Raw genomic sequence first — 14,779 nt, forward strand, 5'->3', positions numbered from 1 at the left:
TGTCCAGCCTCCGGGAGGCTGTCACGCGCGGGCGGCGGGCAGGCGAACCCGAGGTGAACGGGGAGCCGACGGGCGCTGCCCGTGGCGCGTTCCCCCCGGGTCCGCAGGCAGCGGCGGACCGCGGCCGGCCGCTGCGGGAATTCCCTACGCCGGTTCCAGGAACCCCTGCTCCACCAGCAGCCGGATCTGCGCGGGCGTGCGGTCGCGCAGCGCCACCGGGTCCTCGCCGACCAGCTGGGCGATGGCGTCCAGGATGCGTCCGGCACTCATGGTGCCGTCGCAGACGCCCGCGAAGCCGGCGCCGACGGTGTCGACCCGGGTGGCCCGGCGCATGCCGCGGTTCTGGCGCAGCACGACGTGCTCGGGGTCCTCGGCGCCGGGCAGGCCGACCTGCTCCTGGACGACCTCTGCGGCCAGCGCGAAGTGTGCCTCGAGCAGGGCCGCGTCGTCGTGCTCGCGCAGGTAGTCGAGGCGGTCGAAGTGCGTCCGCACCGTCTCGCCGAGCGGCTGCTCGATCGGGTGCGGCCATTCCTCCGCCGTGATCGACGGCTCCGCGGCGGCCGTCCTGCGCAGCGTGATCCAGCCGAAGCCGACGGCCCTGACCTTGCGCGCCTCGAACTCGTCCAGCCACGCGTCGTAGCGCGCCTGGTACTCGGTCTCGTCGCCGCGGTGGTCGCCGGCGTCCCTGAGCCACAGCTCGGCGTACTGCGTGACGTCCTGCACCTCGCGCTGCACGATCCACGCGTCGCAGCCGCGCGGCACCCAGGAGCGCAGCCGGTCCGTCCAGTCCTCTCCCTCCACGTGCTGCCAGTTGGCGAGGAAGTGCGCGAACCCGCCCTCGTTCAGGCGCTCCCCCGTCTGCTGAACGAGCGTGCGGCACAGATCGTCCCCGCCCATCCCGCCGTCCCGGTAGGTCAGCCGGGCCCCGGGGGAGATCACGAAGGGCGGGTTGGACACGATCAGGTCGTACGTGTCCCCCTCGCCGACCGGGTCGTAGAGCGAGCCCTCGCGCAGGTCGGCGGCGGGGGCGCCGGACAGGGCGAGGGTGAGCGCGGTGATGTGCAGCGCGCGCGGGTTGACGTCCGTCGCCGTCACGCGCGTGGCGTGGCGGGCGGCGTGCAGCGCCTGGATGCCGGAGCCGGTGCCGAGGTCGAGGGCGGCGGATACGGGGGTGCGGACGGTGAGACCGGCCAGGGTCGTGGAGGCACCGCCGACGCCGAGGACGACGCCCTCCGCGCGGTTGCCGATGCCTCCGGCGCCGCCGACCGCGCAGCCGAGGTCGGACACGATGAACCAGTCCTCGCCGTCGGGTCCGCCGTACGGCCGTACGTCCACGGTGGCCGCCAGCTCGTCGTCGACGGGCACGAGCCATCCGGTCTCCAGGCACGCGTCGACGGGCAGGACGTCCGCCACGCGCGCGTGGGACACCGGTTGCTGGAGGAGGAACAGCCGGACGAGCAGTTCCAGCGGCGTGTCGCCGCGGGTGGCCCGGAGCGCGGGCACGACCTCGCTGCGCGACAGCGCCGCGTAGGCGGGGGCGCCGAGCAGCTCCAGCAGCCCGTCGGCGGTGAAGGACGCCCCGAGCAGGGCGTCCCGCAGCCGCGCGGTGACGTCGGGGCGGTCGGCGGAGGGCAGGGGGGAGAGGCTGGCGTTACTCACACCCCCATTGTGGCCCGCGCTCCGCCTCGCGCCCCTCGGGCGGAGGCCGGTGCGCCGCCCGCCTCCCGGTGGCGGAGGCCGGTGCGCCGCCCCGCCCCCGGTGGCGGAGCCCGGTGTGCCCCCACCGCCTCGCTGGTGCCGTGGTGTCAGCCCGTGGCCGCCGGCGCCGACTGGGTGGCCGACTTGCAGCTGGGCTGCTGGGCCATCGCCTTGCCGACGTCGCCCTCCTCGAGGGTCTTCAGCGCGTCGCTGCCGGACTTGCCGAGCTTGTTCAGCTCGGTGGCGACGTCCTTGAGGCCGTCGGCGAACTTCGCCTGGTCCTTGGTGTCGAGGCCCTCCACCTGCTTCTTCAGCGAGGCGTACGAGGCCGAGAGGCCGTTGAGCTCCTTGACCGCGTCCTGCTGCTTCTTCTCGCCGTCCTCGACGTCCGGCGCCCCGGCGTTCTGGACCGTGCTCGCCATCGCCTTGTAGGCGTCGGACATGTCCTGGAAGGCCTTCGCGTCGGTCTTCTGGACCTGCTCCGGCGTGCTGTTGTCCGAGGTCTCCTTCTGGATCGCGGCGTTGGCGGCCTCGATCTTCTTGGCCTGCGGCTGCACCCCGTCGCAGACCTGCTTGGCCCAGGCGTCCAGCTTGTCGTTGCCGTCGTCGCTGCTGCATCCCGTCAGCGCCAGTACCAGTACCGCACCGCCGGACAGTGCGGCCGCGAGCTTCTTGTTCACCGGATTGGTCCCTTCCATGGCTCTCGGCCCCGGAACATACACGCCGGATGGGGGACACCCGCAGGACGAACATCCATTAGGACCGTATTGCAGCCATTTGCACCAAGAGAGAGAAGGCTCACGGTGAGGGCGCGCGGACGCGCCGCACGGGCGGACGACGCGTCAGTGCGCGCTGTCCGCCCGTACGTTGAGCAGGGCGGCTCCTCGCCGCCCCAAACGGTGCCTAGGAAACGACCGCCGGATCGGGTGACTTGGGTTCCTGGTCGGTGTTGTCCTCGTCACCCACCGCGATGCCGCGCCGCTTGGACACGTACACCGCCGCGGCGATCACGACGAACGCGACGACCGCGATCAGCACCCGCACGCCGACGCTCTTGTCGGCGCCGTAGGAGAACTTGATGACCGCGGGCGCGATGAGCAGCGCCACCAGGTTCATGACCTTCAGCAGCGGGTTGATGGCGGGGCCCGCGGTGTCCTTGAAGGGGTCTCCGACCGTGTCGCCGATGATGGTGGCCTCGTGCGCCTCGCTGCCCTTGCCGCCGTGATGGCCGTCCTCGACGAGTTTCTTGGCGTTGTCCCAGGCGCCGCCGGAGTTGGCGAGGAACACCGCCATCAGCGTGCCCGCGCCGATCGCGCCCGCCAGGAACGCGCCGAGCGCGCCCACGCCGAGCGTGAACCCGATGAAGATGGGCGCCATCACGGCGAGCAGCCCGGGCGTGGCGAGTTCGCGCAGGGCGTCCCTGGTGCAGATGTCGACGACCTTGCCGTACTCCGGTGTCTCGGTGTGGTCCATGATCCCGGGCTTCTCCCGGAACTGCCGCCGCACCTCGAAGACCACCGAACCCGCCGACCGCGACACCGCGTTGATCGCCAGCCCCGAGAAGAGGAAGACGACCGCCGCGCCAGCGATGAGCCCGACGAGGTTGTTGGGCTGCGAGATGTCCATCATCAGGCTCATCGGCGCGCCGTCGCCGCTGAGTTTCTCGCCCACGTCCCGCGCGCCGGTGGTGATGGCGTCGCGGTACGACCCGAACAGCGCCGACGCCGCGAGAACGGCCGTGGCGATGGCGATGCCCTTGGTGATGGCCTTGGTGGTGTTGCCGACGGCGTCCAGGTTGGTGAGCACCTGGGCGCCTGCGCCCTCGACGTCGCCGGACATCTCGGCGATGCCCTGGGCGTTGTCGGACACCGGTCCGAAGGTGTCCATGGCGACGATCACGCCGACCGTGGTGAGCAGGCCGGTGCCGGCCAGCGCCACCGCGAACAGGGCCAGCATGATCGACGTGCCGCCCAGCAGGAAGGCCCCGTAGACGCCGAGGCCGATCAACAGGGCGGTGTAGACGGCGGATTCCAGGCCGATGGAGATGCCGGCGAGGACGACGGTGGCGGGGCCGGTGAGCGAGGTCTTCCCGATGTCCCGGACGGGCCGCCGGGTGGTCTCCGTGAAGTAGCCGGTGAGCTGCTGGATCAGGGCGGCCAGCACGATGCCGATCGCCACGGCGACGAGCGCGAGGATCCGCGGGTCGCCGTCCTTGGCGGCGATGGCCGCGTCGGTGACGCCGTCGAGCTCGGCGTACGTGCCGGGCAGGTAGACGAAGACGGCGACCGCCACCAGCACCAGCGAGATCACCGCGGAGACGAAGAAGCCCCGGTTGATCGCGCTCATGCCGCTGCGGTCGGAGCGCCGGGGCGCCACCGTGAAGATGCCGATCATGGCGGTGATCACGCCGATCGCCGGCACGAGCAGCGGGAACGCCAGTCCGGAGTCGCCGAAGGCCACCTTGCCGAGGATCAGCGCGGCCACCAGCGTCACGGCGTACGACTCGAAGAGGTCGGCCGCCATGCCCGCGCAGTCACCGACGTTGTCGCCCACGTTGTCGGCGATGGTCGCGGCGTTGCGCGGGTCGTCCTCCGGGATGCCCTGTTCGACCTTGCCGACCAGGTCGGCGCCGACGTCGGCGGCCTTGGTGAAGATGCCGCCGCCTACCCGCATGAACATCGCGATCAGCGCGGCGCCGAGGCCGAAGCCCTCCAGCACCTTCGGCGCGTCGGCCGCGTACACCAGCACCACGCAGGAGGCGCCCAGGAGACCGAGTCCCACCGTGAACATGCCGACGACGCCGCCCGTGCGAAAGGCGATCTTCATCGCTTTGTGCGAGACGAGGGTGAGATCCTTTTCCGGTTCGCCCGGGGCCGGTGTCGCTTCCCGCGCCGCCGCGGCGACGCGCACATTGCTGCGCACGGCGAGCCACATGCCGATATAGCCGGTGGCCGCCGAGAACGCCGCGCCGATCAGAAAGAAGACCGATCGTCCAGCACGCTGATTCCAGTCGTCCGCGGGCAGAAGCATGAGCAGGAAGAACACGACGACGGCGAATACGCCGAGCGTGCGCAGCTGCCGGGCCAGATAGGCGTTGGCGCCTTCCTGGACGGCCGCGGCGATCTTCTTCATGCTGTCGGTGCCCTCGCCCGCCGCGAGAACCTGGCGCACCAGGACTCCCGCGAGCACCAGGGCGGCCAGCGCCACGACCGCGATGACCGCGACCAGGGCGCGGTTTCCGTCGGTCAGTACGGCGGCGGCGACGGTCGAGGCATCGCCCAACTGATGAGGGGTGGAAAGCTCCGCCATTCGTCCTCCTTGACGCTTGGGCTGAGCTCAAGATGTGGACGGGATTGTAGGTACCGGAACCTGATCAAAACAGTGCACGACAAAGAGAATTACCCTGTCAACCGGAAGGGCCCCGGAAGTAGTAATGCCCCTCCGGCATTAAACGCCGCGAGACTCCGACCCGAGCCTATTCACGATCTCTTCCGTGATCTCTTTCTGCGATCTCATTCCGCGCCGCCGGTAGTGAATGAATTCACTTGACGCGACACGGGGCCACTGTAGGCGCGGCCCGCGTCTTCCGCACATGACGAAGGGCCCTACGAGGTAGGGCCCTTCGGGTGAAGCGGGGCGGGGTCAGGCCGGCGGCAGCACCACCGGCGCGGTCGGCCAGGTCATGCGGATCCGTCCGCCGTCCTGGCCGGCCGAGACCTCCACGTCGTCGACGAGGCCGCTGATGACCGCGAGGCCCATCTCGTCCTCCTCGGTCTCCGCGTCGTCGACGGCGGCTTCCGGCGTTACGGGCCCGATCACGGCGTGCGGCGCCTTGTCGCCGACCTCGATGGAGAACTGCTTCTCCTCCTCGATCAGCGACACGTTGACCGGCGCCGTGATGCCGCCGTGCTGATGCAGGCCCACGGCCCGGGTGCAGGCCTCGCCGACGGCGAGCCTGACCTCGTCGAGGACGGCCTCGTCCACTCCGGCCCTGCGTGCCACCGCCGCCGCCACGAGACGGGCGGTGCGGACATGCTCGGGCAGCGCGCTGAAGCGGAGTTCGACGGTGGCCATGCATCCCCCTCGGACTACGGGCGTGCTGTCGAAGGGCCGGGCCGCCGACAGCCCGGCCCCTCTTTGGTTCGGTCGTCCCGGGCCACGGCCCGGGACCGGTCGTCAGTCGGTGGCCGCCACCGCTTCCTCGACCGAGGTGTGAATGGGGAACACCTTGGTGAGGCCGGTGATACGGAAGATCTTGAGAATGCGCTCCTGGTTGCAGACCAGGCGCAGCGAGCCCTCGTGGGCACGCACCCGCTTCAGTCCGCCGACCAGCACGCCGAGCCCGGTGGAGTCGAGGAAGTCCACGCCCTCCATATCGACGACGAGGTGGAAACTCCCGTCGTTCACCAGCTCGACCAGCTGCTCGCGCAGCTTGGGCGCGGTGTATACGTCAATTTCGCCACCGACCTCGACGACCGTACGATCGCCGACGGTACGGGTCGACAGGGACAGGTCCACGGATCCTCCAGCACCTTGCTATCGAGCGGTCGTCCCTCGGGACACCTCGGCTTGAAGCCCCCAGGACGGTTCGCCAGCCGCGATGGCATTCAATCACTTACCGGCAGGCGTGCACGACGCCTTGGTCCCATTGTCCGTCACGCCAGTGACACACTCGGTGCCGATGGCCGAGAATCACCGAACCGACCGACCCCCGGCGGGGCCCGGCTCCCGGCCGGATCCGGGCACGGTCCTGGGCCGGCTCGCCGCGGGACCGAGCCGGGCTGCGCGCATCACTCATACGGAGCACTTGCCCCCGCGTGCGGGCCGTCATGCCGTCTGGCCGGACCGGATTCGCCCGGAGGTCGTGGCCGCCGTGCAGGCCGCGGGTATCGAGCACCCCTGGGCCCACCAGGCAAGGGCCGCGGAACACGCCCTGGACGGCGAGTCGGTGGTCGTCGCCACCGGCACCGCCTCCGGCAAGTCCCTGGCCTATCTGGTGCCGGTCCTCTCGACGCTCCTGGACGGCTCCGAGGCCCCGAACGGGCGTGGCGCCACCGCCCTCTACCTGGCTCCGACCAAGGCGCTGGCCGCCGATCAGTGCCGGTCCGTGAAGGAACTCGCACGGCCGCTGGGCACATCCGTGCGAGCCGCCGTGTACGACGGCGACACGCCGTTCGAGGAACGCGAGTGGATCCGCCAGTACGCCACCTACGTCCTCACCAATCCGGACATGCTGCACCGCGGGATCCTGCCGTCCCACGCCCGCTGGTCCTCCTTCCTGAAGTCGCTGAAGTACGTCGTCATCGACGAGTGCCACACCTACCGCGGCGTCTTCGGCTCACACGTCGCGCAGGTGCTGCGCAGGCTGCGCAGACTGTGTGCCCGCTACGGCGCGTCGCCCGTGTTCCTGCTGGCCTCCGCCACCGCCGCCGAGCCCTCGGTGGCCGCCGGGCGGCTCACCGGGCTGCCGGTCGTCGAGGTGGCCGACGACGCTTCACCCCGCGGTGAACTGGTGTTCGCCCTCTGGGAGCCGCCGCTGACCGAACTGGAGGGCGAGAAGGGGGCGCCGGTCCGCCGCACCGCCACCGCCGAGGCCGCCGACCTGCTCACCGACCTCACTGTGCAGGGCATGCGCTCGATCGCCTTCGTACGCTCCCGGCGCGGCGCCGAGCTGATCTCGGTGATCGCCCAGGAGCGCCTGGCCGAGGTCGACCGGTCGCTGCCCCGGCGGGTCGCGGCCTACCGCGGCGGCTACCTCCCCGAGGAGCGCCGCGCCCTGGAACGCGCCCTGCACTCCGGCGAGCTCCTCGGCCTCGCGGCGACGAACGCCCTCGAACTCGGCGTCGACATCTCGGGCCTGGACGCCGTGGTCATCGCCGGCTATCCGGGCACCCGGGCGTCGCTGTGGCAGCAGGCCGGGCGGGCGGGCCGGTCCGGGCAGGGGGCGCTGGCCGTGCTGGTCGCCCGGGACGACCCGCTGGACACCTTCCTCGTCCACCATCCGGAGGCCCTGTTCGACCAGCCGGTGGAGTCCACGGTCCTCGACCCCGACAACCCGTACGTCCTCGCCCCGCACCTGTGCGCCGCCGCGGCCGAGCTGCCCCTGACGGAGGACGACCTGAAGCTCTTCGGCCCCGCCTGCGAGGAACTGCTCCCCCAGCTGGAGGCGGCGAAGCTGCTGCGCCGGCGGACCCGGGCCTGGCACTGGACACGCCGCGAACGGGCCGCCGACCTGACCGACATCCGCGGGGAGGGCGGACGCCCGGTCCAGGTCGTCGAGGCCGGGACGGGCCGGCTGCTGGGCACGGTCGACGCCGGTGCCGCCCACACGACCGTCCACGAGGGCGCCGTCCACCTCCACCAGGGCCGCACCTACCTCGTGCGCTCCCTGGACCTGGAGGACTCCGTGGCCCTGGTCGAGCAGGCCACGCCCTCGTACTCGACGGTGGCCCGCGACACGACGTCGATCTCCGTCCTCGATACCGACCTCGAGGTCCCGTGGGGAGACGGACGCCTGTGCCTCGGCTCCGTCGAGGTCACCAACCAAGTGGTCTCCTTCCTGCGCCGGCGTCTGATCACCGGTGAAGTCCTCGGCGAGACGAAGCTCGACCTCCCTCCTCGGACCCTGCGCACCCGCGCGGTGTGGTGGACGGTCACCGAGGACCAGCTGGACGAGGCCCGGATCGACCCGGAGATCCTCGGCGGCGCCCTGCACGCCGCCGAGCACGCGTCGATCGGCATGCTGCCCCTGTTCGCGACGTGCGACCGCTGGGACATCGGCGGCGTGTCGGTGCCGCTGCACCCGGACACGCTGCTGCCGACGGTCTTCGTGTACGACGGCCATCCGGGTGGTGCGGGCTTCGCCGAGCGCGCCTTCCACACGGCCCGGGCCTGGCTCACGGCCACCCGGGAGGCCATCGCCTCCTGCGAGTGCGACGCCGGCTGCCCGTCCTGCATCCAGTCCCCCAAGTGCGGCAACGGCAACGATCCGCTGCACAAACGGGGGGCGGTACGGCTGCTCACGGTGCTGCTGCGGGGGGCTGCGCGGGCGGAGGGGGAGGCTGGAGGGACGCCGCCTCCGCCGGGCCGGCCCGCGCCCTGACCTCCGCTCTGAAGGGGCCCCGGCCCGACGTCGCCGTCACGTCCGAGACCTGGCCGGTGAGGACACAGCGCACCAGCCTCGTGTCCTGGGCCCGCGCGATCCGGTCGGCACGGGCGCAGGCCGCCGTACCGCCGAGCGCCCAGTGGTCGGCCGCCGCCAGTGCCGCGAGGTCGGCCCCGCCGGCCGCCCGGTGCCGGGCGACGACGGCCTGCCCCAGGGCCAGCACGATGCCGAACACCAAGCACAGGACGGCGATCGCGCCGACACTCCAGACGGTGGCAGACCCCCGGTCACCGTCCCCGGGGGCGTCCGCACCGGTCGCCCGCCGGAACGGGGGGCCGCCTTTCATGGCCCCGCCCCCACCGCTTCGGCCACCGGGGAGTCGGCTCCCCGGCCCGGTCCCGGCTCCGCTGCCGGATCTGCGGCCGGACTCCCCGCGGGCTCCACGGCCGGGCTCACCGCCTGCTCGACCGAGGCCACCGCCTCCTCCCGTACCTCGAAGGGCAGGCCGTGCAGTATCGGAGGTGCGGCCACGACCACCACACGCACGCGGTCCGCCTCCCGGGCCACGCTGACCCGCGCGCCGTCCGGTGCCGCTTCGCGGGCGACCTGGACGACCGCGTCGGCCTGGTCCTGACGGGCCGCCGCGCGGGCGCCCGTGCGGGCCGCGTCCACGCACTGGATCTGGGCGGCCACGACCAGCAGGCCCCACACCAGCGCAGTCGCGAACACCACCAACACCGGCAGCACCACGGCGGCCTCCGCCGTCACGAACCCTCCGTCGCCTCTCCCACGCGCGTCGGGTCCCGCCGACCGCTCACATCCGCGCATCGAGGGCCTTCTTCACAATGCCCTGGAGCTCCGCGCTGACCGCCCCGCTCGTCACCACCTTGTAGAGCACCACGGCGAAGGCCACCGCCGCCACGATGCCCATCGCGTACTCGGACGTGACCATTCCCGCGTCCCGCCGCAGCGTGTCCCGCCGCGACGCGGCCCTCAGCCACGCCACACGTGCCCCGCACACCAGGGCACGCAGCCGTGCCCGTACCAACTGACTCATCACAACCCCCGTGAGGTTCGTTCCGTCGTTCACTCGCTCGTCCGTCGTTCCGTCGCCCGCCGGCTCCGCGCCGGTCCACTCCGCCGCTCCGTCACCCACCCCCTCCTCCGCCGCCCAGCACCCCGCCCGCGAGGCCGATCACCACCGGCAGTACGCCCACCGCCACGAACGCGGGCAGGAAGCACAGCCCCACCGGCGCGGTGACCATGACGGCCGCCCGGCGGGCCCGCACCGTCATGGCGCGCGCCCCGTCGGCGCGGGCCTGGGCCGCGAACCGGGCGACCGGGCCGGCGGCGGGCAGGCCGGACACGTCGGCCCGTTCCAGCAGTCGCGCCAGTGGGCCGGCGGCCGGCAACGCGGCCAGCCCGCGCCAGGCACCGCCGGGTTCGCCGCCGAGCCGGACTTCCGCGGCGCCGCGTACCAGTGCGTCCCCGACGGGCCCGCCGAGGGCGTCTCCCACGGCCTGGGCCGCGATCACCGGGCCGGCGCCCGCCGCGACGCAGGCCGCCAGCAGGTCTGCCGCCAGGGGCAGTTGACGGGCTGCCTCCACGGCGAGGGGCTCCTCCACGGCCGACCCGGTGTCCGGACCGGCGGCCGGCCGCCGTGCGCGCCGACGCCACAGCACCGCCGCCACCGCCAGCCCCACCGCTGCACCCGCGACGCCCCCCGCCAGGACCCACCCGGCGCCCACCGTCCCCACCAGGGGCAGCCACCTGCGCGCGCCGTCCAGCACCTGGCCGCCCCGGGGACCGGCCCGGACCGGCACCGGGATCAGCAACGCCGCGAGCCGCTTGCGCACCCTCCGCCCGTGCCGCACGGCCGCGGCCCGGTCCGTCAGCCACCCGAGGACCAGCACCGTCCCCAGCACTGCCCCCAGCCTGTGGACAACGTCCCCGGTCACGCCGCCGCCTCCGCGCCCCGCACGATCCGGGCCACCCACCACACGCCGAGGCCCTCCAGCACCGCACCGGCCAGCAGACAGCCCAGTCCTCCTCCGGTGTGCAGCAGCACATGCAGCGGGTCGGCGCCGAGAGCGACGCCCAGCAGAAGGCCCAGCACCGGCAGGCCGGCGAGCATCACCGCCGTGGCGCGGGCGCCCGCCAACTGGGCGCGCAGGTCGGCCCGCTGGTCCCGCTCGGCGCGCAGTGCGGCCTCCAGCCGCTCGAGCCCTGCCGCGAGTCCGGCGCCCTGGTCGACGGCCACCCGCCAGCAGGCCGCCAGGCCGCGCAGCCCTTCGGCGCCCGGTCGGCGTGCCGCCGCCGCGAGCGCGGCCGGAACGTCCCCGCCGAACCTGGCCGCCGCCAGTACCCCCGCCTGCGCGTCACCGAGTCCTCCGGAGTCGTGTGCGGCGTACAGCAAGGCCTCGCCCGGCTGACGCCCCGCCCGGACTTCGCCCGCGAGTGCGCCGCACAGCGCGATCACCGCGTCCTGCCGTCGCTCCCGGTCCCGCCGTTCCCGCGCGGCCCGCCGCACCCGCCGCAGCACCGGCACTCCGGCCGCGCCCGCGACGACCGGGAGCACCGAGGTGCCCAGCACCGCGAGCGCCAGCCCGGCCGCCAGGGGCCACCACTCGGCCGGCAGCCGACCACGCGCCCGCCTCAAACCGTCCGTCACCCGGCGCACCACGGGCGGACCGGTCCCGGCCACTCCGTTCCCCGCGAGCAGCACCCGCGCGCGTCGTGCTCCCGAATGCCACCCGGCCGTCAGCCACGTCCCCGCTCCCAGGCACGCCAGGGCGGCGGCCGTCGTCAGTTCACCCGTTCCCATCACCTGGCCGCCCTCCTTTTGCGGACCGCGCGCCGATTCCTTCGCCGCGCAACAGCTCCCGCAGCCGCTCCCAACCGCGCTCCGCCACGAAGGACTCCGCGCCCCACCGCAACGCCGGAAGCGTGCGCACCAGGCCCGACGTGTCCCGTTCCAGCACGTGCACCTCGGCGATCCGCCGCCGCCCCGCACGGTCGCGCACCAGGTGCAGGACGACCGACAGGGCCGCCGCCAACTGGCTGTGCAGGGCCGCCCGGTCCAGCCCCGCGGCGGTGCCGAGCGCCTCCAGCCGGGCGGGTACGTCGGCGGCGGCGTTGGCGTGCACGGTTCCGCACCCGCCTTCGTGGCCGGTGTTCAACGCGGCGAGCAGATGCACCACTTCGGGGCCGCGCACCTCTCCGACGACCAGCCGGTCCGGCCGCATCCGCAGGGCCTGGCGCACCAGGTCCTCCAGGCTGACCAGGCCCGCGCCCTCCTGGTTGGCGGGTCTGGTCTCCAGGCGGACGACGTGCGGGTGGTCCGGCCTCAGCTCCGCCGAGTCCTCGGCGAGCACGATCCGTTCACCGGGTCCGACGAGCCCGAGCAGCGCGCTCAGCAGAGTGGTCTTGCCGCTGCCGGTGCCGCCGCTGACGAGGAAGGACAGCCTGGCCCGCACGAGCGCCCGCAGCACCCGGTCCCCGCCCGGCGGCACGGTGCCCGCCGCCGTCAGCTCGTCGAGCGTGAACGCGCGCGGTCGTACCACCCGCAGCGACAGACAGGTGCAGCCGACGGCGACCGGTGGCAGCACGGCGTGCAGCCGGGTGCCGTCGGGAAGCCGGGCGTCCACCCAGGGCCGGGCGTCGTCGAGGCGGCGCCCGGCGACGGCGGCGAGGCGCTGGGCGAGCCGCCGTACGGCTCCGGCGTCCGCGAAGACGACCTGCGTGAGCTCCAGGCCGCCGCCCCGGTCCACCCAGACCCGGTCGGGGGCGGACACGAGTACGTCGGTCACCGTCGGGTCGGCGAGCAGCGGTTCCAAGGGGCCGCTGCCGACGAGCTCCGACCGCAACTGCTCGGCGGCACCGAGGACCTCCGCGTCCCCCAGTACCCGCCCCTGTTCCCGCAGTGCCTGTGCCACGCGCGCCGGGGTCGGCTCGGCCCCGCTCTCGGCGAGCCACCTGCGCACCCCGTCGAGGAGCCCGGAGACGGACCCTGCGGCAGGTTCGATCCCACCCCCGCGGACGGCAGCCCGCCCCGGCGTGGCGACGGGATCCGCGGCCGGCAACGCCTCCGGGGCTGACGGCACCCGCGCGCACGACCCCACGGGCTCCCCGGCCCCTGCCTCCGCGACCGCCCACGCGGGCCGTCCGGCAGTCAGCCGGACCTCGGGCCGTCCGCCCGTCACCCGCCCTTCAGGCCGTCCGGCCACCTCCCCGCGCCCCGCACCGCCGGACCGCCGGGGGCCCGCTCCCCCGGCCGTCCTCACGACCAGCGCCCCGGCCGGCAGGCCCTCGCTCAGCTCTGCGCCCAGCGGCACCCGCGTACCCCGCCCCGGCGCCCGCGTCCCGTACCCCGGCGTCCTCATCCCGCACCGCCCGTCTTCGCCGCCAGCGCCCGTTCCCAGAACTCCCGGCAGAAGCGCGCCAGGGGCCCGCGTCCGGCGGCGCCCGGGGGCCGCCGGCCCTCGGCGGCCCGCAGCAGCCCGGACTCGACGGGCACGTCACCGACCAGCGGCAGCCCGAGCAGCCGGGCCACCTCGCGGTCGTCGAGCCCCGGTGCGTACGGACCCCGCACCGCGACCCTCAGGTCGCGCAGGACCATGCCGACCGCGGAGGCCACCCGCCCGGCCGCCGCGACGGCGCGCAGTTCGGCCGGGACGACGAGGAGTCCGACGTCGATCTGGGCGAGCACCTCGGCGACCCCGTCGTCGACCCGGCGCGGCAGGTCGACGACGACGGTGCCGCCCCTGCGCCGCGCCGCGGCGAGAACCGCCCGGACAGCGGGGGCGGGCACGGCGACGCAGTCCCCCCGGTCCCAGCTGAGCACGCGCAGCGAGTGCAGCTCGGGCAGCGACTCCTCCAGGGCACCCCCGCCGACCCGCCCCCGCGAGGCCGCGAAGGCGGGCCACCTCAGCCCTTCGGCCGTCTCGCCGCCGAGCAGGACGTCGAGCCCGCCGCCCAGCGGATCGGCGTCCACCAGCAGGCTGCGCAGTCCCTGGCGTGCCGAGGTGACGGCGAGTGCGCAGGCCAGCGTGGACGCCCCGGCGCCTCCTCGGCCGCCGATGACGCCCACCGTGAGGGCGGGCCGGCCGACGCCCTCCGCGACGTCGGCGATGCGGTCGACCAGCCACTGCTCACCGTCGGGCAGCATCAGGACGTGGTCGGCGCCGATCTCGACGGCCCGCTGCCAGACCCCGGAGTCGTCCTGGTCGCGGCCGACCAGCACCACGCCTCGTCTGCGCGCGGCCCCGCGCACGCGCCGTGCGGCGTCGTCGCCCACCAGGACGAGTGGCGCCGCTTCCCAGCTGCCGCGCTGCCCGGGCCCGGGGGGCTGCCCCGGCACCGAGTGGTGCACCTCGGGTGTGGCGCCGGCCGCCGCGCACAGGCGCAGCAGATCGTCGAGGAGATCGGTGTCCTCGGTGACGATCAGCGGGCCGCTCTGCCGCCCACCTGCGGTGGGCGGCGGATCGTGTGTGAAGGTCCCGGTCATGCCTGCGTCCCCCTTCGTCGCATCCTGCTTGGATGTGTGCCGTTTCGATGTGTTCTGCCGCGTCGGCGTCCCGAGCGCCGCTCGGCCGGAATCCGGCCATATGCACCCGGCAAAGCGAGCCGGTCATGAGCGCACGGCCCGAACGCGTGGAATCACGGTGCAGTGGTCCGCGAAATGATGTGGATCTTGGTGGAAAACTGTGGACAACCGGGCGTCTGTGAATATCGCCGTCACCCTTACCGGCACATCCCCAGGCACCGCGCTCCACCCGGCCTGCGACTCTCGTTGAGCAGCCCGACCGCTACACACAGTCATCTTTCATGGACATGACAAACAGCGCCCTGCACGCGATCCCAGCGCGCCGAGCACGCGGGCTACAGAAGGAAAAACCCACCCGGACATGCGACGACCCCCGCCGGGGGGGAGAGCGGGGGTCGTCTCCACGGCCGACTCGGGGGGGGGAGGAGTCG

The 14,779-nt window shown here is 73.6% G+C and carries 13 protein-coding genes; 1 reads left to right on the forward strand and 12 read right to left on the reverse strand.

Annotation, left to right across the window (positions count from 1 at the left end; all coding sequences use genetic code 11):
- Nucleotides 1-144: 144 nt before the first annotated feature.
- The 5 genes from AB0E77_RS21235 to bldG all read right to left on the reverse strand — a co-directional run bounded on the left by AB0E77_RS21235 (nt 145) and on the right by bldG (nt 6,216).
- Complete coding sequence (locus AB0E77_RS21235) at nt 145-1,659, reverse strand: methyltransferase (RefSeq protein WP_361572895.1); 1,515 nt, start codon at nt 1,657-1,659, stop codon at nt 145-147.
- A 146-nt stretch (nt 1,660-1,805) separates the two neighbouring features.
- On the reverse strand, nt 1,806-2,396 hold the full coding sequence (locus AB0E77_RS21240) for a small secreted protein (RefSeq protein ID WP_361572897.1): 591 nt from the start codon (nt 2,394-2,396) through the stop codon (nt 1,806-1,808).
- A 205-nt stretch (nt 2,397-2,601) separates the two neighbouring features.
- Entirely contained in the window at nt 2,602-5,007 is a 2,406-nt protein-coding gene (locus AB0E77_RS21245; protein ID WP_361572899.1) for a sodium-translocating pyrophosphatase, read from the reverse strand.
- Nucleotides 5,008-5,340: 333 nt separating this feature from the next.
- Nucleotides 5,341-5,772: an ATP-binding protein gene (locus AB0E77_RS21250; RefSeq protein WP_361572901.1), complete on the reverse strand. Its 432-nt coding sequence runs from the start codon at nt 5,770-5,772 to the stop codon at nt 5,341-5,343.
- 102 nt (nt 5,773-5,874) lie between these two features.
- Nucleotides 5,875-6,216, reverse strand: a complete 342-nt coding sequence (bldG, locus tag AB0E77_RS21255) for an anti-sigma factor antagonist BldG (protein ID WP_003975386.1) — start codon at nt 6,214-6,216, stop codon at nt 5,875-5,877.
- Nucleotides 6,217-6,298: 82 nt separating this feature from the next.
- Here bldG and AB0E77_RS21260 point away from each other — a divergent pair, with 82 nt between their 5' ends.
- Complete coding sequence (locus tag AB0E77_RS21260) at nt 6,299-8,800, forward strand: DEAD/DEAH box helicase (protein ID WP_361572903.1); 2,502 nt, start codon at nt 6,299-6,301, stop codon at nt 8,798-8,800.
- Here the strand turns inward: AB0E77_RS21260 and AB0E77_RS21265 are convergent.
- The 7 genes from AB0E77_RS21265 to ssd form a co-directional block, all read right to left on the reverse strand.
- On the reverse strand, nt 8,718-9,149 hold the full coding sequence (locus AB0E77_RS21265; RefSeq protein ID WP_361572905.1) for an Rv3654c family TadE-like protein: 432 nt from the start codon (nt 9,147-9,149) through the stop codon (nt 8,718-8,720). The genes AB0E77_RS21260 and AB0E77_RS21265 overlap by 83 nt on opposite strands.
- Nucleotides 9,146-9,631 (reverse strand): TadE family type IV pilus minor pilin, encoded by a 486-nt coding sequence (locus AB0E77_RS21270; protein WP_361572907.1) that lies wholly within the window; start codon nt 9,629-9,631, stop codon nt 9,146-9,148. The genes AB0E77_RS21265 and AB0E77_RS21270 overlap by 4 nt, the downstream gene beginning before the upstream one ends.
- Nucleotides 9,618-9,860, reverse strand: a complete 243-nt coding sequence (locus tag AB0E77_RS21275) for a DUF4244 domain-containing protein (RefSeq protein WP_361572909.1) — start codon at nt 9,858-9,860, stop codon at nt 9,618-9,620. Before AB0E77_RS21275 ends, AB0E77_RS21270 begins: the two co-directional genes overlap by 14 nt.
- A 91-nt stretch (nt 9,861-9,951) precedes the next feature.
- Entirely contained in the window at nt 9,952-10,761 is an 810-nt protein-coding gene (locus AB0E77_RS21280) for a type II secretion system F family protein (protein WP_361572911.1), read from the reverse strand.
- Complete coding sequence (locus tag AB0E77_RS21285) at nt 10,758-11,627, reverse strand: type II secretion system F family protein (RefSeq protein WP_361572913.1); 870 nt, start codon at nt 11,625-11,627, stop codon at nt 10,758-10,760. Before AB0E77_RS21285 ends, AB0E77_RS21280 begins: the two co-directional genes overlap by 4 nt.
- Nucleotides 11,614-12,828 (reverse strand): TadA family conjugal transfer-associated ATPase, encoded by a 1,215-nt coding sequence (locus AB0E77_RS21290; RefSeq protein WP_361572959.1) that lies wholly within the window; start codon nt 12,826-12,828, stop codon nt 11,614-11,616. The genes AB0E77_RS21285 and AB0E77_RS21290 overlap by 14 nt, the downstream gene beginning before the upstream one ends.
- A 353-nt stretch (nt 12,829-13,181) precedes the next feature.
- Nucleotides 13,182-14,309, reverse strand: coding sequence for a septum site-determining protein Ssd (gene ssd, locus AB0E77_RS21295; RefSeq protein WP_361572915.1), 1,128 nt, complete (start codon nt 14,307-14,309; stop codon nt 13,182-13,184).
- Nucleotides 14,310-14,779 lie beyond the last annotated feature (470 nt).

Origin of the sequence: Streptomyces sp. NPDC032940 (genome assembly GCF_040636935.1) — a bacterium.
Lineage (GTDB): Bacteria > Actinomycetota > Actinomycetes > Streptomycetales > Streptomycetaceae > Streptomyces.

What these genes read in the sequence shown, in the direction of transcription:
- AB0E77_RS21240 (WP_361572897.1), bottom strand. Translation starts at nt 2,396, where the DNA reads ATGGAAGGGACCAATCCGGTGAACAAGAAGCTCGCGGCCGCACTGTCC.
- AB0E77_RS21245 (WP_361572899.1), bottom strand. Translation starts at nt 5,007, where the DNA reads ATGGCGGAGCTTTCCACCCCTCATCAGTTGGGCGATGCCTCGACCGTC.
- AB0E77_RS21250 (WP_361572901.1), bottom strand. Translation starts at nt 5,772, where the DNA reads ATGGCCACCGTCGAACTCCGCTTCAGCGCGCTGCCCGAGCATGTCCGC.
- AB0E77_RS21260 (WP_361572903.1), top strand. Translation starts at nt 6,299, where the DNA reads ATGGCATTCAATCACTTACCGGCAGGCGTGCACGACGCCTTGGTCCCA.
- AB0E77_RS21265 (WP_361572905.1), bottom strand. Translation starts at nt 9,149, where the DNA reads ATGAAAGGCGGCCCCCCGTTCCGGCGGGCGACCGGTGCGGACGCCCCC.
- AB0E77_RS21270 (WP_361572907.1), bottom strand. Translation starts at nt 9,631, where the DNA reads ATGCGCGGATGTGAGCGGTCGGCGGGACCCGACGCGCGTGGGAGAGGC.
- AB0E77_RS21275 (WP_361572909.1), bottom strand. Translation starts at nt 9,860, where the DNA reads ATGAGTCAGTTGGTACGGGCACGGCTGCGTGCCCTGGTGTGCGGGGCA.
- AB0E77_RS21285 (WP_361572913.1), bottom strand. Translation starts at nt 11,627, where the DNA reads ATGGGAACGGGTGAACTGACGACGGCCGCCGCCCTGGCGTGCCTGGGA.
- ssd (WP_361572915.1), bottom strand. Translation starts at nt 14,309, where the DNA reads ATGACCGGGACCTTCACACACGATCCGCCGCCCACCGCAGGTGGGCGG.